Origin of the sequence: Candidatus Pseudomonas adelgestsugas, assembly GCF_004124255.1 — a bacterium.
Taxonomy (GTDB): Bacteria; Pseudomonadota; Gammaproteobacteria; order Pseudomonadales; family Pseudomonadaceae; genus Aquipseudomonas; species Aquipseudomonas adelgestsugas.
Genome location: NZ_CP026512.1, coordinates 51370 through 70429, shown reverse-complemented (window position 1 = coordinate 70429; position 19060 = coordinate 51370). Strand labels below are relative to the sequence as shown.

At 38.4% G+C, this 19060-nt stretch carries 10 protein-coding genes; 5 read left to right on the top strand and 5 right to left on the bottom strand.

Annotation, left to right across the window (positions count from 1 at the left end; translation table 11 throughout):
• Position 1: 1 nt before the first annotated feature.
• The 3 genes from C3B55_RS00195 to hemC are packed head-to-tail and all read right to left on the bottom strand — an operon-like array spanning position 2 to position 2830.
• On the bottom strand, positions 2–1102 hold the full coding sequence (locus C3B55_RS00195) for a uroporphyrinogen-III C-methyltransferase (RefSeq protein WP_129210397.1): 1101 nt from the start codon (positions 1100–1102) through the stop codon (positions 2–4).
• 40 nt (positions 1103–1142) lie between these two features.
• Positions 1143–1892, bottom strand: a complete 750-nt coding sequence (locus tag C3B55_RS00190; RefSeq protein WP_129210395.1) for a uroporphyrinogen-III synthase — start codon at positions 1890–1892, stop codon at positions 1143–1145.
• Complete coding sequence (gene hemC / locus C3B55_RS00185) at positions 1892–2830, bottom strand: hydroxymethylbilane synthase (RefSeq protein WP_129210393.1); 939 nt, start codon at positions 2828–2830, stop codon at positions 1892–1894. The genes C3B55_RS00190 and hemC overlap by 1 nt, the downstream gene beginning before the upstream one ends.
• A gap of 4401 nt (positions 2831–7231) precedes the next feature.
• Here hemC and lptM point away from each other — a divergent pair.
• The 4 genes from lptM to C3B55_RS00160 all read left to right on the top strand — a co-directional run bounded on the left by lptM (position 7232) and on the right by C3B55_RS00160 (position 14254).
• Positions 7232–7420, top strand: coding sequence for an LPS translocon maturation chaperone LptM (gene lptM, locus C3B55_RS04605; protein ID WP_129210391.1), 189 nt, complete (start codon positions 7232–7234; stop codon positions 7418–7420).
• The gene (lysA, locus tag C3B55_RS00170; RefSeq protein ID WP_129210389.1) at positions 7407–8654 is read left to right on the top strand and encodes a diaminopimelate decarboxylase; all 1248 of its coding nucleotides are present in this window, start codon (positions 7407–7409) and stop codon (positions 8652–8654) included. The genes lptM and lysA overlap by 14 nt, the downstream gene beginning before the upstream one ends.
• A 3-nt stretch (positions 8655–8657) precedes the next feature.
• Positions 8658–9488, top strand: a complete 831-nt coding sequence (gene dapF, locus C3B55_RS00165; RefSeq protein WP_129210387.1) for a diaminopimelate epimerase — start codon at positions 8658–8660, stop codon at positions 9486–9488.
• A 4487-nt stretch (positions 9489–13975) separates the two neighbouring features.
• Positions 13976–14254, top strand: coding sequence for an accessory factor UbiK family protein (locus C3B55_RS00160; protein WP_129210385.1), 279 nt, complete (start codon positions 13976–13978; stop codon positions 14252–14254).
• A gap of 1408 nt (positions 14255–15662) precedes the next feature.
• Here C3B55_RS00160 and rpmG read toward each other — a convergent pair.
• On the bottom strand, positions 15663–15818 hold the full coding sequence (gene rpmG, locus C3B55_RS00155) for a 50S ribosomal protein L33 (RefSeq protein WP_129210384.1): 156 nt from the start codon (positions 15816–15818) through the stop codon (positions 15663–15665).
• 11 nt (positions 15819–15829) lie between these two features.
• Positions 15830–16063, bottom strand: coding sequence for a 50S ribosomal protein L28 (gene rpmB / locus C3B55_RS00150; RefSeq protein ID WP_129210382.1), 234 nt, complete (start codon positions 16061–16063; stop codon positions 15830–15832).
• Between the two features lie 1500 nt (positions 16064–17563).
• Here rpmB and coaBC point away from each other — a divergent pair.
• Positions 17564–18772, top strand: a complete 1209-nt coding sequence (gene coaBC / locus C3B55_RS00145) for a bifunctional phosphopantothenoylcysteine decarboxylase/phosphopantothenate--cysteine ligase CoaBC (protein ID WP_129210380.1) — start codon at positions 17564–17566, stop codon at positions 18770–18772.
• Positions 18773–19060 lie beyond the last annotated feature (288 nt).

The following is a 19060-nucleotide window of genomic DNA, read 5'->3' as shown; positions in this document are numbered from 1 at the left end:
TCTACTCCTGAGTAGCCGGCACGCCCGCTGATGCCTTAGGTGCATAAACAGATAGATAGGCCTGCACAGCAGCTAGGCTCGCAGCTAGACTAGGGGTTACCACAGAGACAGTCTTAGGTTCGAGCTCAGCAATCTGAGCTAATATCGCTTTGCTTTGCTGGTTATCTTGATTAAAGTTATTTTGTAGCATTTTACGCGCCTCACCCATCGAACGGCTGTACACTATCTTGTCGTTATTAAGAACTGCCCATTGCGCTTGCTCTAAAGTCAGATTCAGCGCTATGTGCGCCTGATTTAAGCTTTGACCGGCACGTAATGGATGAACGTTGTCATCAGGCTTAAAGTCAATACGGAAATAGCGAAAAATCTGCTTCCACCAATGACTTAAATAATGTCTCGTATCGCTTGTCTGGAACTCTTCAGGCACTTGCTCAGTAAGTTGGTATTCCGGTGCAATAGACGCAAGTTGCATAGCCTGTTCACGTAGCGCTATCAGTTGTAGATATAAGCCGTTGCGGTCTGGTTGATCGATATTACGCAACGCCGCAAGGCTCTTAGCCAACTGCTCATGGACAATATAAGCACCTGGATCGCTCTGTTTACGTAGAATTTCGTCAGCACTCTGAACTAATAAGTAAGCACTGTTAATGTCTTGTAAAGCGGAAAGACGCAAGCTAGCCAGTCGAATCAGATGCTCTGCTTCAGCTAGGTACCAGTCTTGATGACTCAAGCCAAGCACGGTTTCCAGATGATCACTTAGGCGCTGCTGATCACCCTGCAATTTGGTAATCAGATAGCGACAATTCTCAAACTCATCCGTAGTAGGCAATTGCACAATACGTGCAGTCAATTGTTGCTGGCTCTGCTTTAGGGACTGGAATTGGTCATCCAAAGTCTGCACCTGGTTCAGATGTTGCTGGTTGCTGGCTTTCAGCATATGAGCCTGCAAAATACTCCAAATGCCAACAGCTGCGCCTGCGACACCAAGAAACATACCGATCACTGCCAAGATATTGCTATGGTGTAGCTTGGCTAGCTGTAACTCAACAGGTGCTTGCAGTAGGGGCTGGGCTTCATTTTTATGAATAGTTGTGTCGCTCACATATCCGTCCTTTGCATCTCAAAGAGTGGTGGCGCTTGTCTCACAAGGCGGCGCTACGCAACGCCATTAATAAGGCTGTAACATTTGCGCCTCGACAATCTACAACTTTTTGTGCTCCGGCAGCCCGCGCCATTGCACAAACTCGCGAGCTGGGCACGAACAACGGCAGCCGCGCTAACTTTAACCAATCATGACCAGCCAGAGCCTGCAAGTGTAAAAAACCTTGCCCACTGCAAACTACCAAGCCATTCAGGCGTTCTAGTTTAATGCGCCGCATTAACGCTCCAGTATCGTAATCTGGAAGAAAACGACGATACAACTCAAGATAATCGACATTAACGCCTTGTGTACGCAAACGCTCGGCTAGAAACTCTCTCCCGCCCTCGCCACGCATGATTAAAATCCTAGAGCCTGGCTGTGCAATCACTTTACGTAAAGCAGGTAACTCGAGCAAAGCCTCACTATTGTTACCGGTTTGCGGATAGCTAAAGTTAAGGCCATGATTAGCTAGCACCTGCGCGGTAGCAGCACCGACACTGAACCACGCTACTTGCGGCCAAGGTTTATTCAGCTGCCTTTCAGCGAGGCGTGCAGCTGGCTTGCTTACCACGATTACCGCGCGATAACGGTCTAAGTTACAAAAGACTGATTGTTGCTCCGCAGTGACTGGTAAGGCTTCGATATCTAGCAAAGGTAAAATACTGCTGAATATACCGATTTTAGACAGGATACTGGCTAAAACTGCAGACTCTTCAGCAGGTCGCGTCAGCAACACACGCCAATCAATCACTACAAAATGGCCATACCATAGACTTTTTGCAAAATGGCATCAGCGCCTTTATCTAAAAGTTTTTCAGCAACCTGGATACCCAAAGCAGTCGCATCACGTCGTAACCCACGCATTTCAGCAGTAAGCAATATGCCTCCGTCAGGGTCACCTACCAAGCCTCGAAGCCAAAGATTTTCACCTTCAAGCACAGCATAACAAGCAATCGGTACTTGACAGCCGCCATTTAGACGCCTATTCATGGCGCGCTCAGCAGTGATGCGTACCTCAGTATCGACGTGATTAATTAGTTTAAGTAAAGTGTGAATTTCGCTATCGGCGATGCGACATTCAATGCCTACCGCACCCTGCCCACCTGCCGGCAAACTTTGTTCGACCTTAATAGCTGAAGTAATACGGTCTTCTAAACCTAAACGTATCAAACCGGCAGCAGCAAGGATAATTGCGTCATATTCACCGGCATCAAGCTTCATTAAGCGATGATTGACGTTACTGCGTAGTAAACGGATTTGCAAGTCTGGACGGAGAGTCAGTAATTGAGCCTTACGACGCAGACTAGAGGTACCAACAATACCACCAAGAGGTAACGCATCTATAGATGTATAAATATTAGAAACAAAAACATCGCGCGGGTCTTCACGCTCACAGATACAAAAAATATCCAGATCTTCAGGAAAGTCCATAGGTACATCTTTCATTGAATGAACGGCGATGTCGGCTTTGTTTTCTAAAAGCGCAGTTTCTAGTTCTTTAACAAATAGACCCTTACCACCAATTTTTGACAGTGGTGAATTCAATAACTTATCACCACTACTTACTATAGGCAGAATCGTTACTATTAAATCCGGATAAATCTGTTTAAGGCGTGTTTTTACGTGTTCAGCCTGCCATAAGGCTAAAGCGCTTTTACGAGTGGCAACACGAATCGCGCAAGATGACATAGATTTATCCGGATTTAATATACAGATGACACATGATAGCTGCTGATACAAGCACGATTTGATTTGAATAAGCAAATACCTGGCTTGTTTAGCCGTACTGCGTCGGGAGCAAGGAATACAAATATAGCTACAATCCTTTAGTTAAAACTACTATATTTGGCTCAGAGGCGTACAACTATAGGTTTTTATTCACTCAAATAGTACTGGCAAGTTGCGGGAATTGTGCACGAAGCAGTCTATAAATTTATCTTCAAGAGTTTTAAATGACTTATCAAGCATAACTTCACTAATTTTATAAAGTAGAGTTACTTACTTATAACAAGTAATCAAATAAACTACCAGGTCTAACTAAACTAAGTCGACACCTTTACGTATTACGCGCCAATATATCTGCGTAGCACGTTAACGCTTTCAGCGGCTGGTCGTGTTAACATAAAGAGTTGTGCTCGCTTTGATGCTTAGCTTTCTTCATAACCTTAAGGAATGTGCACCTATTACTGACTTAATAATAAAGCTAACACTGCTAGTTTCTAGCATCTTAGTAGAAAGCTCTTTTTAGACTACGCCTAACATAACGACAGGTAGTAATTTTATTAACTTAGACAAACAGCAATTTGCAAATCGTACAGACTTCCTAGCAAACTGATATCAAGCAACGAGAAGTCTTGCTTGAGACTATTGATTAGCGTCAATGCTTCTGAACTATCGGTGGTGCTTGGCTGAACGCCTATATAATCCTCTGTTCAATGACTAAGCGAATTATTTGCTCACGAGTGTGGGATTTATTATTAATAATCAGAATATTTATATTGCGCTGATTCCTGCGTTAATATTGCATAAAGACAACGTAGACAGGCGTGTTAATTGGATGATAGCGATCCACGCTAAAACTAGTATGGATTACAAAAGTTCATAGCCTCAGTACCCTAAGTTTCTTAGGCTAATTGCATTGTATTTACGCACTTTAATGTTTGATAGTTAGTGTTATAAAGTATTACTAATACGCAATTCAAATAGGCCACCAGCTTTTTAATAAAGAATAGTCTAGGCTATGATCAAATGTATCAAACTATCGTATATTTATACACTAGTCTATGTAACTATAGATGGCTGCTGAGGCAGCAATATTGCTAAATCATCAAATATCGTTACAAATTAATTTTTGCCTCTAATCTCTTCCCAGTTGCTTACGGCGGCAAGGCACTTAGCCATTCTTTACACAATTAAAATACTAATCACTAGTGATATTGCCTCTACGTGTAGTTTTTTTGATTAAAGGTACCAATGTATAGCATTTTCATAAACAAAGCACAGGCAAATTTATAAGCACTAATATAATTAACTAATTTGTAGCAGCTTTTTCAGTAAACTTATCGCATGCTTTTGTCATGCGTTTTACCACCTATCATAACTGTTAAACATAACTTTTATCGCTATAACATCATATATTTAATTACATATCGATAACAATTTTAACAAAGGATAGAGTGCTCACTCTATAAAGCCTGGCAAATATCCATAATTATTTGTAACGATAATATGTAAGAGCTAGAACAAAGCTCACGCTATACATGAAATACAAATCGGCAATCATGAAATTCTTCTATTAACATATACAATGCAGTCTTACCAAGTAAAATAAAAGAACTATACTTAGCAGTACCTCGACTTTAATTTTATTCTTGAACTTCTCAAATATCAGTAAATCTAAGAACACCACAGCAAAACAGACACAATACAGTAGTTTAATTGCATAGCAAAACTTCCCTGTACAACGCCACTTCGGCACATAAATATATATTCTTTAGTAGCAACTCAAAGTTTCTATATGGTTGCTTGGTATATTTAAAGATTACGTTAGTTATCGTCAATTACCAGAGCCTGTTTGATACTAAGTACTGAGCACTTTACCTTGTTAGCTCACACCTAAAGATTTTACTGTATTACTTGTATCACAATACTTATTTAAAAGATAGGTTTTACTCTGACAGCACTAATTTAATTATCTTGTAGTAGTTGCTCGCTGATAATCTGTAACATTGAATTAATGTAATTTACTTGTAGATCAGATGACAAGTTAACTGTCAAAGATTTATCAATCTTCCTTAACTAGCAGCCAAATTTACCTACTTCATAGTATGCAAATTAACATTTTTCTTTAACAAAACTTGCTATGAGTGAGCCAATCAATATATACAACAACTAAAAAATAATGTACCAAAATATGCTGATTTGAGTTATCTAAAACTTGATTGAAAGCGACAACTTGCCTGCCACTAAAGTCACCTTCAACAAGAACGAGCTGACGCTAATAAGTTATGAGGGCGACGACATTTTAAACTTCATCACCTAAGTGCTAATAATAGATATAGATAATATGCTTGAAGAAAACCAAGTATTCAATACTAAATGGTACGAAACAGAGCTAAGGGCATTACCCAAAATGTTTCTAGAAAATAACTGAATCTGCTAACTTGATAGCTAAGAAGTCTGATATACTCTTAATCTAAATTTCCAATTTAGTCCGGAATCTTTGTATTATATACAGACGAGTAAATTACCAAACGAGAAATCAATGTTATTTGATCCTGGAAAAAACTTAATAAAGCCTAAAAGGCTACTAACACTGATCTTATAGTTATGGCTGCCGCTAAACGTTTCTTATACGACAGAACTGACAGACCAGCTAAATAGTAGCCATTTTACTAGTTGATAAGGTAAACCTAAATTTTAGTATCACTTTCTTACTCTGTAGACACTAAAAAGCTGACAAACACCTGATACCGCCTACAGGTTTTGCCTGTCAAAGGATTTTGATAGTACTAATTTTTTCTTTCAAACCTGCTACGCTTATGGCTATAAGCGCGCACACGGCTATCTGTACTAGGTAAATTAATTAGTGGTGATGTAGTGGTTATTTAAAAGGAGGATAAAACATTTCACAAATTAGTACTCAGCGACTGATGAGGTATTGCAAAATTTAATATTTTAACTGAACGTATACTGCCTCAGTATGCGCTTCAAGCATATAGCATTTGCTAACTAGGTTAGTTACAAGTTAAACAAACACTCTAACATAGTAATCTAATGTTACCTTGAGGGATACTCACTAAGGCGTGCAATAAACCAAAACACCTAAAACCAGTACAGCGCACTCTAACTAAACATTAATTGCAAGCTCAGCACCACTGTATCGAGAAATGTAACCGAAATACAATCAGAAATAAATGACATTAATTGATATTGGTTAATCGGTAACACTAGACAATTCCAGATTAGGCATTTTACCACTAAGTGCCAGCCAATCAATGTGCTGACCTCCTTGTAGTTTAAGCGACGCGCTGATAACCGACATCCTGCTTTGCAGGTCTTACCCTCATTAATATCCACGCGATTAGAGTACACTAGAGTCATGTGGCAGCCATATTACCTCTGCCTTGATTACAGCAATACACTCTGAAGTTCATGGTTATAATAGCAACTATTATTTCAATAGACGCATTTCTTTGCGTAAACGCAAAGCCACACTAAAAGTGGCGTTCTCATAGGCATACATGCATAGATGTCTGCCTTAGTCACTCCGCAACGACATAAATAAAAGACATCTCAAAGTTGCAGCTCAGACTATTCGGTCTCAGCACAGATCATCAAGCGTCAAGCATGACGAGAGGAGCTCTATTTTTTAGATGTCTCCCACATAGTAAAAGTAGCAGAGAAATGCTGTGTACTTATCCAGGTAATACATAATAACAAAATGTGAAGATACAATCGTTGCTTGCATTATTGAACAGTAACTTAGGCTTGCATATAAGTACAGGCTTAGCCTTATTCAATCTCGGCGAGACCCAGTACTTCATTAGTGTGCTCACGGGCTAAACTCATCAGTATTTCACCTAACAGCTTGTTACTGCCATGACATTGCTCTGTTTACCGCTTGCTTCATCATAGTCGCAGTAAATGTCACCAAAAAGCGTGCCGCCAACTATAAGCTAACACGTCAGTTTCTGACGAATGAAGATTAGTTAGGTGTGATTTTAAATCTAACATTCAGTACATTTACTAGGTTTACATCTAGGGCGTTATTGTAGAAAATATTCCAATAGAAAATAACTGGTTACATCTATTAAATCTTAAAAATAACTTCAGCCATACTCAATTACCCAAATACATAAAAATGTTTTGTCACGCTCAAGCAGCGCTTGATATGGATGCACCATGATGATTGCATCAAGATATCTGTTCTCTTTATCCGTAGTACGTGAAATATCCTCATTAATAACGTAGGCAAAATTACTACAAACTTAATAACCTACCAGCTAGATAACTATTGTGACGTATAGGCAAGCTGGTAAGCAGTCAATATACTCTAAGGCAATTAATGCGCAATTAAAGGATTATACCGTGAAGCGTTTAATTTCTTTCTTTGCTGCACTCGTAATAATTAGTTGCTTCATTATTGCTTGTGGTCAAAAAGGCCTACTCTATATGCCAAACGATAGCAGAGGCTCGCATAATCAAGCACAAACACTGCAATCTCAAACGCACAATAACAATACTGACTCAACAAAGGAAATCTATGGATGCTTTTAACTACCGTGATGGTGAGCTATTCGCAGAAGGTGTGGCTCTGTCTACGCTTGCCGAACGTTTTGGTACCCCAACCTATGTGTACTCCCGTGCACATATTGAAGCCCAATACTACTCTTTTACCGATCCACTGGAAGGCGTTTCATACATGGTATGCTACGCAGTTAAAGCGAACTCTAATTTGAGTATATTAAATATACTAGCGCGCCTAGGCGCTGGTTTTGACATCGTTTCTCGTGGCGAGCTGGAGCGTGTGCTAGCTGCCGGTGGCAAGCCTAACAAAATTGTATTCTCTGGCGTCGGTAAGAGCCGCGAAGACATGCGCTACGCTCTAGAAGTTGGTGTGTATTGCTTCAACATTGAATCTAAAGATGAGCTGAAACGTCTGCAAGTAGTTGCCGCTGAAATGGGCGTTTGTGCGCCAATCTCCTTACGAGTCAACCCAGACGTTGATGCTAAGACACACCCGTATATTTCTACCGGCCTTAAAAAGAATAAGTTTGGTATCGCCATTACCGACGCCGAAGACTTATATATACATGCCACGCAGTTAGCAAACTTGGAAGTGCTAGGCATCAACTGCCATATCGGTTCACAACTGACTACCCTGCTACCATTCCTGGATGCGTTTGACCGCTTATTAATACTGACCGATCGACTCAGTAAATGTAATATCTACCTAAAGCACATTGATTTTGGTGGTGGATTAGGCGTGCGGTATCACAATGAAAAGCCACCTCAAATTACTGAATACATTCAGGCTGTGCGTAAGCGCACAAAAGGCCGAGGTCTAACACTAATATTCGAGCCCGGCCGTTATATCGTCGCTAATGCTAGCGTGCTTCTAACTCAGGTTGAGTACCTTAAGCATACTAAGCACAAGAATTTCGCTATAGTCGATGCGGCAATGAACGACCTGATCAGACCAGCATTATACGAAGCCTGGATGGATGTCACTGCTGTAACACCTCGCGTAGGTGTTAGTCGTACCTATGATATTGTCGGCCCTATCTGCGAAACTGGCGATTTCCTGGCTAAGGATCGCAAGTTAGTGATGGAAGAAGGCGACCTATTAGCTATACATTCGACCGGCGCTTATGGGTTTGCCATGAGTTCTAACTATAACACCCGTGGTCGTGCCGCTGAGGTAATGGTAGACGGTGAACAAGCGTTTGAAGTACGTCGCCGCGAGATGGTAGCCGAACTATATGCTAGCGAAAGCCTGCTACCGGAGTAAGTCATGCTACTACGTTTTACTAAAATGCATGGACTAGGTAATGATTTCATGGTTCTGGACCTAGTAAACCAACATGCGCACATCCTACCTCAGCAAGTTAAACAGTGGGGTAACCGCCACACCGGTATCGGCTTTAACCAGTTATTGATCGTCGAAGCACCGAGTAATCCTGAGGTAGATTTTTATTATCGGATCTTTAACTCTGACGGTTCCGAAGCTGAACAGTGTGGTAACGGTGCACGTTGCTTTGCGCGCTTTATACTAGACAAGCACCTAACTACTAAACGGCATATTCGCGTCGAAACCAAAAGCGGCTTGATTGATCTGGATATTCATAGCGATGGCCAGATCAGCGTGAACATGGGTAAACCACGTCTGGTGCCAGCAGATATTCCTTTCCAGGCTACTAAGCAGGCGACTAGTTATGCTCTAGATGTTGATGGCACATTTATAGATATCTCGACTGTATCAATGGGCAACCCTCATGCCCTGCTGCGCGTAAATGACATCAATAGCGCCCCCGTGTATGAACTAGGACCTAAGATTGAGCATCACCCACGTTTTCCAGCACGAGCCAATGTTGGCTTCCTGCAAGTAATAGACCGTTCTAGCGTAGAATTGCGTGTATGGGAACGTGGCAGTGGCGAAACCCAAGCGTGTGGTACCTGTGCCTGTGCTGCTGCTGTAGCTGCAATTAGCCATGGATGGATGGACTCTCCACTATTAGTTAACCTGCCTGGTGGGCGTTTATCTGTCGAATGGGCAGGCCCTGGATATCCAGTAATAATGACTGGACCAGCTTCACTTGTATACGAAGGACAAGTCAGTCTATGAATGAAAGCCAAGCTAATAACCAATCGGCCTTAGGTGTCAGTTCATGTATTCCTGAGCAAAAAACTTAAAGGCTGCTGCTGTTGCTAAGTATCTTAAGATTAACAAGAAACTAATCATCAAGCATGAAAGTGTACTTCCAGATCTATGTATGCATGACCTAAACGGTAATACTATATCACTATTGGAGTAGCAAATGAAGATCATGAGTAAGCGTAATATCGAAATGCGCTATATGCTATACTTTAAAACCTGCTAGATATTGTTTACAACAACGACCATCTATTAGGCAAAATTAGTTGCCTGATCAGAACTATAATACAGGTCGCGAGGTCCAGAAGAAACCTTGATTACAATAAAAATATAACCTAAGAAGAAAATCTCTAAGTATTGTTTTGATTAGCATAATCTTTTTCAGCGATACTTTAATGTAAATTGGGTCATGCAGCTAGCTATAGCGAAGCTATAACTAAAATTAGCGTCTTGCCTTTAGCAGGGCAAGACCACTAACGGTCGCATACGTTAGTATGCACTGAACTTTTTGCTTAGTGTAAAACAACGCAAAATAAATCAATTCCACTTATCAATAGTCACCTTGAGCTATTAAGCTCACTCGCCATCTTAGCGATTGCTAGCCGCGATATTATGCACTTATTAAAAACTTAGTAAACATGCTTGTTTTGATCTATATCTCCACAATGCTGAGTCATATTTTACTACGTTACAACCACTGTACTTTGTGCGGTACACTGATCGTAGAATTATAACTAGATGTTTAGCATTTACCTATATACCAAACATTATATATTACCCTATAAGCTTTAGCGTATCAACATAACTTAAACAAAAATTTTGTATACTGTACAAAACAAAAAACTCGTCAGCTAAGAAGCTGTATATGTTTAGAGTTTACACAGCTTTACACTCACACTAATTTTGAGTATATAGCTAATAAATACTAAATTTACATAGTAACTGGCCAATTGCATCGATAGCAACGAATCACAAGTATTAAGCTCATCACTTTGAACTTGGATAACACGCTTCAGAATAGTTAATCCAGTTATTATCAGGATTTAGGTGTCGATACACAAACAGCTGACAGTTAACACCTTAAGGTTTATAATTTTCTCTAAACATTACGCCCGCCTTCGCTAGCAAGTACCAGCGCATTATCCTGAGTTTCAATACTGTATCAGTATTCAGCGCTACTGAGCGCTGATGAATGCGTTTGTTTACAGAAAATTATCAAAGTCTAAAGTGACGCTAACGATTAATACGTGTTCGAATGTTCATATAAGCGCATCATTAACTCACCGTCTTTCTTTAAGCTAAGACGGCACCTTAAATACGAAGTCAATATTTTCTGTTTGACACTATGAATTACAATGTAACTAATATGAAATATATTATCTTAATTGGTTATTTTAACCTTTTTGCTCGCCTAGAATATAAAGTCTGGATATCTAAAGTATAAATATAGGAGCAGCAGTATATATTGAACTATTGCCAGGAAGCAACATCGATACATGATAGCAGGCAAGACTGTGCGTTAGGTTTAGTTTAACTAAACAGATAAAGACCTAGATGCATATACCCGAGCATATTAACTGAACTGTCGCTACTGATGTACAGCTAGCGTCAGCACTAAATTTAATATTACAGTAATAAAAGTATTTTGAAAGCAAGCTGGCGTTAACACTAATATATAGTAAATATTCTGAATTTATTTCAGATAAGTAACTCATTACTATACATGTTGCCTGCTGTATTAGTTACCTAGTTTATGTGGTTAATCTACCACTATATTAGCCTAAACTTTATATACTTTACTTCTTTATAACCAGGTATTATGCTATCGTTAGAGTCAAGGCTGTGAGCTATTTTGATTTTAGCCTAAATGCTGAGCAATTTATTTTGCAATAATTACTTTTAATCTGAACTTTAACTACTTTAACAGATGCGTGATTGCCTTCACAATAGCTATTGTCAATAGCTACTGTGACAAGACTATCAACAGTCTTGTTATCTTTATTTATTTTAAGCTCATCGTTTTTCCAGATTACAAGATTTTTTTGTTTTACTTTGTGATTTATAAAAAGCAGATTTATTGACAACTAAGCTTCATCGTATATTGAGGTCACCAGACAAAACAACACCCACTAGGCAATCAATGATTTATGCTTTGTCAGCATATATGATGACAAAGCATTTTACGAGTACTACCATATACTCACGATACTGGCCCAGGTAAATATTTTCTCAAGTTTACCATCAGTAAACGACTAAACTTCAACAGAAAACTCATGCAATATTTAAGCTGATTAGCACTTGGAGTGCGCTTACAAATAATCTAGATATTAGTTTGTGTATGTTTGAACTTTGCTTATCTTTGAGATACTAACTAGTTAAAAAAATCTTGAGGTCAAGACAGATTTGTCTTATGAATATTTTTTATTTATGATCAAGAAAATCAACATGCGTTATAGTTATAAATACAATATATTCAAATAACAAGCCTACAATTTATAACCGGTAGGTAACTAATCTATTGTCAAATAAAACCCTGTAGCCTTAGATTACAAATTATGAATTAGCATCTAATGCCTACATACAATCCTCTAACTATTAGCATACATGAGGTCACGCTTTAAGAAAAAACAAAGTACTAAATTTGTTTTATAGTACTTACAAGATATTTTGCATCTTGAAAGCTACAGAGCTGCAGAGATCTTATAATACAGTCAACAAAACCAAGGCACTTGTAGCTCAAGGCAAATATCTTTTACTTGAAGGATGATGAAAATAACGATAACCATATATCAAGGTGAAATTAGAGCGTTCGCGTTAAATCTAAACCTGGTTAGCAAATGTTGGCAGCGATCATCTTAAAACCACTATAGTAAAGCAGCTACGAACACGCTGGCAGGAAGTACGCTAAACACCATCGATACTGTACACGTAGAAGGCATCCAAGAAAAGTTTTCGTAGCCCAATATAACACTTCAACATTATGATAAAAAGAAGCACGCCACAACCTAATTACTAGATCAATAGCTAACACGCTCATAACGTTAATCTTGCCTGTAAGTAGTAATGATCACAATTAGACTAGACATACATGCCCTTACTTATAACAAAGACCGATGTACGCAGTGTATTATAGATAATTAACTCGGTAAAATATTTAGCTCATTACTCTGCATTATCTGTAATGTATGGATGTAACTGAAGGTTATGAAACATCACCATAGTGATATAGAGGCTTTATGCTTGCCTGACACCAAGAACACACTACTAAGACAAATCATACTAGCATGTAGTATGCACTACCACATTACTATCGCATTGTAATACCTAGTACACTAATGATGATAAATGAAACAATTATTTAGATAAGCATTTTTGAAGAAACTCATACGCTTGCTAAATGTATAAAAGATCAGCGCAGGGTATAACTGAACAGGTTTTATTTAGAAAATAATGTACAGTACTGTAAAAAAATATAGCTAACTAGCTAGTAATGCATGCTGAAGCTACACTCTTCAGGAATAATTTAAACAAGCTATCCATAATAGCTTGATCGAGATTAACGACGCATATTTCCATGCCGAATCTAGTAGTAAAACTAATTACTATAGCTATAAACAAACAAAATAATTATGATTAGTTTAAGATAGTGAATCGCTGCCTGAGTATAAAAAATCTTTTTAGAGCTCACCATAATACTATAGAAAGAAGCTAAATTTGAGACAATCAAAAACAGTAAAACGCTGTCATCGTGAATATAACAACCATATCACCAACACTTCAAACTTAGTCTGTGTCTAATGCCAATACTAAAACCGGTATTACGCATGACAATAAAACTTACCAGCTATATAAATTTACGCAAAATTATATTATTTTATTGGGCACAGAGAGTATAATAGTTTAGGTTAAATCAGGACTCGTCTTACTGCTATTAATGTGAATAGCAATTCTAACAGGAAATCAACCACGTATTCTACACCTCAATACAACTCGTATAAGTGTTCTGCCGACCTGAAGCCTATAACCTTCAGCAGAAGTAATGTCTTGCATGTGGCTCTAATACAGTGATACGCATACATGATACAATTTAAGTAGTTTAATAATAGCAGTAACTAGATTTAAAAAAAATCTATGCCAGAGTTAGCAACTTAACTTAAAAAATAAACCTGCACCCATGACCAGTAAGCGCGCTATATTTATCAAGTCGACTATATCATCAGTGCATGAATCATGGTTACCTAACTAGATAGTTATAATACCTTTATCGACACTACTGCAATTTAGTTTATTATCTATTTATATTTATCACAACAATAATTGTAGCTATACTAATGCATATAAATAGTGTACTACTGACTTGGGTTTTCTGCACAAAAAGCATATGCTTATGGTCATAAACAAGATTTCATGTTGCTATGTAAGACATGACCATATACTAATTTTCTGGAATATTTACTATGTTTGTCCCTAAAGACTTCCTTGATAATCTAAGCGTGCACGCCGCTCGACTATTCAATGGTGACACCCCATTGCTCCGTAATGAAATTGAAAGCCAGCTTAAGACGCTGCTGCAAAGTAGTTTCAACAAGCTTGACTTAGTAAGTAGGAAAGAGTTTGATAGTCAAATGATCGTGCTAACCCGCACATGTGAGCGACTAGAAAGTTTAGAGACTAAAGTGGCAGCACTAGAAACTAGATTGGCACCGCTGTGTGCCGACCACACACACTCAGAGTAAAAGTTTATGGCTCCACTGCTTAAGATACTTTCTATCAAGCCCTCTACGCTGCTTGTACCACCCTTCATATCTATTCTTAAATAGCAGCAAGAAGCGGCCTTCACCGATGAAGGAACGAGTACACCCATTGCAATTATAAACAGCTACACTAAAATTGGCATCAAACACCACCATCACCATTAAAGTGTATATAGCTAATATAGCTGCTATTTATGACGCTTGATAAGAACTTTCCAGAAGCCTCTGTCTAAGGATATATAAGTATACGTATGCATAAATATGATTTTTTAGTAGCGCACTAATATATCCTCTAGCTAGCTCAATAACCATAAACCATGCACAAGTAAACACACTACAGAATAGTTAACCGCTAATTATTTTTTTGATAGACGGTAACACAAATAAATAGGCAAAAGCTTTTTATGTGTTATAACAAGCTTAATGATTTGCTATACTTAAGTAAATTTTACTAGAACTAATATCAAATGTTAGCGCTGATCTGCAATCAAGCATACAATGCTGATTGTAGCAGCATTGTGCATACCTAACCGCTCAACTGAAGCTAACTCATACACCGTTAACATCTTACTCACCAACCACCCCAGTCTTCTGCCTATAGGTTTATAAAAAGTTTAGAAGTCACAGCAATTCAATCTGAATAAGGCTGACGCAGCTAAATCATATAACATATCTATTTACTCTGATCGCATTATTTAGCATAAAACTAATATTGGTAGCAAGAGAATTCACACTATAACTATAAGCAAAATAACCATAATGTTATTATTATGGCACCAAAAGTACTGCGCAAATCGCTAAAATTTAGATATATCATACTTTTATATAATCATAACTTAGTTAGTTTTACAGCGCTTTTTCATAATTGTTAACAATTATGAATTATTTTAATTCCCCCAGCTTTACAGCTATTTAGGCAAGCTTAATGGCTACTATAGTTACACGCTTAAGCGAATCTAGTATTTTGCAAAAAAATTTCTAAATCACTATTAGGCTTATACTAGTTAATACATCACAGTTACCAAAAAGCCACAATGCACAAATGGTCTATAAAACTAAAATAGTCAAATATATACTTAACTGGGCGACAGCTTTTCCCATAAAGTAATTATAGTTAGGATAATATAAGTTAGCTTCATTACATATAATGACTACTAGATTATGCTATGGATTAAGTTATCCAAGATAATGGAGAATTTTAGTAAACTAAAAAAATACTTATGGTGCAACTTTTTTGTGATTGATACGTCATGTTATGACGCTCGGGAAGCCCCACAAACGCATTATAATATTTATTATGGTGTTTGAGCAAGGACTGATTAGCAAATCTTAATTAACAGAGGTGCGCCTTATAAAAGATAGATAATTTTTTATTAAAAAATAAAATCGGTTATTTTATCTTACCTTCTTTGTAAATCACGTGCCTATGAACACGTGGGTCGAACATTTTTTTTTCGAGTTTATCGGGATTAGCACGCTTATTCTTGTCAGTAGTATAAAAATGACCAGTACCGGCACTAGAAATCATTCTAATCAATTCACGCATAATAGAGCTCCTTAAGTATTACCAACGGTGCGAATTGCAGCTAGTACGGCTTTAATACCAAGTTTGTCAATAATGCGAATAGCCTTGACAGATACACGCAGACGAACAAAACGTTTTTCTTCTTCAACCCAGAAACGATGACGTTGTAAATTCGGTAAGAAACGACGACGGGTTTTATTGTTTGCATGGGAAATATTATTTCCAGTCACTGGACTTTTGCCGGTAACTTGACAGACTCTCGACATGCTTATTTTCTCCAAAAATTACATACCTGACTAGATATTGGTTTTGCTACTGAATTTCTTAAGCATTATTATATAGCATGAAACATTAAGCTTACTTAGGGTATTGCTGTCTTATACCAGAAAACTCATATTACAACAACAGTTAGTGTGTTGTAACAGCGTAAATCTTAGCAATTCACACCAGAAACATTGAGAAAATAGTGGCTGTAACAAGTATATGTTATACTGCGCCGCAGTACTTACTAGTTAAACCCACACATAAACGTGCAAGACAAAATATACTTTAGATGGCATCAAAATAGTATTTTTTGTTTGCGCTAAAAGCACAAACAAAACTAGTTGATTAGTTATTAAAATAATGATTCATGGTATATTTTTCTATGACTGTACTTGCGAACATATCTTCTAAATCTACAAATAACTAATATACACCTAACTGCTCTACTAATTTTGTAGTTGCCAGCACCATCTATTTATAGCAGATGCTGGCAAAATAGCGCCTAACTTGGCTAGAACGCTACATGTTAAGTCACTGTATTTGCCAACACTGATTAAGAAGATCAATATCAGCATGACTACCTGCAAATAAGGTCTGCGTAAAATCTGCATAGTAAATTATACTAATAAGTATAACGCAGACTTATTAGTATAACTGGTGACCTCTATTGACACACCACTACGTTTAATCTAGCACCTAGCTAGTCTGGTATAAAAGAGCTATCCAGTCCACACATTTAAAATGTCGGTATTCTTTCAAATTTAACATCACATTTAAGCAATTAATATACCTACATATGGCGAGATTGCATTTACTCGTATCTTATCATAAATAACTGATTATGATCATCTATAATACTATAGTATCATAGTAGTCAATTCTTACATTTTAAAGCTGTTATAATATTTTGATTGATTTTTATTTAATAGAGCTTGGTTTAATGTTCTAACAATGATGATTGTAGCGCATAATTCGCAAATCTGCATTTCAAATAAAGGCACATTTGATTGCTTTGCTACTCCGCAGCGGTAAACTAGTTTTTAAGTACAGAATCATTATGCAAACGCTTAAACATATTAGCTACTAAGAGCATTTCTTCTAACACCGCTGATAAACTAATAAACTTCATTGACTAAAACCACAATATACAATATTAAACACCACTAACATAGTTAGTAGCTAACTTCCATAACAGTGGATACAAACAATTAAATGGTACTAACAGATGACGTAATAGTCTAACCGCACGCCCACTTAAAAACTATGGTAGACAGGAACATAGCTAACAATTTGGAATTAGAAATACTGAACGTTATATTCCAACACACTTCTCTCAGCCAACACTCCGCTATAGGCCAATTGCGAATACTCATCTTACTACTATATATATGTGCAACGTTATTAGGTTGGTGGCACTGTGTTATCTTATACCTTCTTTTTTTGTATGCGATTTCACCTATGGTGGGATATCGCAAGCGTAACTAAATCGTAAAGGCAGGCCAATGCAGCGTCTATATCGGAAACGTATCGTTTTAGGCGTCGGCGGCGGCATTGCCGCCTATAAAAGCGCAGAACTAGTTCGCAGACTCTTGGACCAAGGTGCTGAAGTACGCGTAGTTATGACTCGTAGCGGCAGTGAGTTTATAACCCCACTGACCATGCAAGCCTTGTCTGGCTACCCTGTTCATCTAGACCTACTAGATCCGGTGGCTGAAGCCGCCATGAGCCATATTGATCTTGCAAAATGGCCAGACCTAGTGCTGATTGCCCCGACCACTGCAGACCTACTTGCTCGCCTCGCACAAGGCATTGCTGATGACCTACTGACTACCTTGGTACTGGCTACGGATGCTATTGTTGCCATCGCCCCAGCCATGAACAAAACAATGTGGCATAACCCAGTTACCCAAGCTAATACTCAACTCCTACAAAGCCGTGGTTTCATAGTGTTGGGCCCTGCCTCCGGCAGCCAGGCCTGTGGTGATGTAGGCCTGGGTCGCATGCTTGAAGCAACCGACCTAGTGCTATGCGCTGCTGCATGTTTCAAACATGCAGCCCTAACCGGCAAAAATGTATTGATCACTGCTGGGCCGACCCAAGAAAATATCGATCCAGTGCGTTACATCACGAACCATAGCTCAGGAATCATGGGCTTTGCCTTAGCAGAAGCCGCGGTTGAAGCAGGCGCATGCGTCACCTTAGTAACCGGCCCAGTGCGTTTGCCAACCCCAGATAACGTCTATCGAATCAATGTAATTAGCGCTCAAGATATGTTGACAGCATGTATAGCAGCGATTCCCTGTGATCTATTTATCGCGTCAGCAGCAGTTGCGGACTACCGCCCAGAAATTATTGCTCCACAAAAACTCAAGAAAGATCCTGCAAGCGGAGATGGCTTGCTCCTAAAAATGGTCCGCACTACGGATATTTTAGCAACTATTGCTAAGCACGTAGACCGTCCATTCAGTGTAGGTTTTGCTGCTGAAACAGAACATCTACTAGACTATGCTATACGGAAATTGAAAGATAAAAACCTAGATCTAATCGTTGTTAACGATGTTAATAATCCGAATATTGGCTTCAACAGTGAAGAAAATGCTATTAGCGTAATTGATCGAGAATTACGCACTACCGTTTTCGCTCAGACCAACAAAAGTAAGCTTGCTCGTCAATTAATCTTATTGATTGCCCAACAGCTAAATCAGGTTTAATTTATATGTCTATTTGCAATACTAAAATTCTTAACCCATACAGTCACAATGAACTCCATCTGCTGACCTATGTCAGGCTGGGATCTGTTAGTTCAAACCTAAGTCATTATGTTTAAAGAAAATACTGTCCTGAAATCCAGTTAAACTATACTAATTTCTGCTGACCTATCGATCTATGTTAGCAGTCTGGATCTAACGACACATATATCCCGTAATCCTCAAGCACCTTGAACACAAGCAAAGCATCACTCTAAGAAAACCTATAAACCTAATCGATTCAGATTACTA

Coding starts and splice junctions, on each gene's coding strand:
- hemC (WP_129210393.1), bottom strand. CDS start 2,830: ATGTCATCTTGCGCGATTCGTGTTGCCACTCGTAAAAGCGCTTTAGCC.
- lysA (WP_129210389.1), top strand. CDS start 7,407: ATGGATGCTTTTAACTACCGTGATGGTGAGCTATTCGCAGAAGGTGTG.
- dapF (WP_129210387.1), top strand. CDS start 8,658: ATGCTACTACGTTTTACTAAAATGCATGGACTAGGTAATGATTTCATG.
- C3B55_RS00160 (WP_129210385.1), top strand. CDS start 13,976: ATGTTTGTCCCTAAAGACTTCCTTGATAATCTAAGCGTGCACGCCGCT.
- rpmG (WP_129210384.1), bottom strand. CDS start 15,818: ATGCGTGAATTGATTAGAATGATTTCTAGTGCCGGTACTGGTCATTTT.
- rpmB (WP_129210382.1), bottom strand. CDS start 16,063: ATGTCGAGAGTCTGTCAAGTTACCGGCAAAAGTCCAGTGACTGGAAAT.
- coaBC (WP_129210380.1), top strand. CDS start 17,564: ATGCAGCGTCTATATCGGAAACGTATCGTTTTAGGCGTCGGCGGCGGC.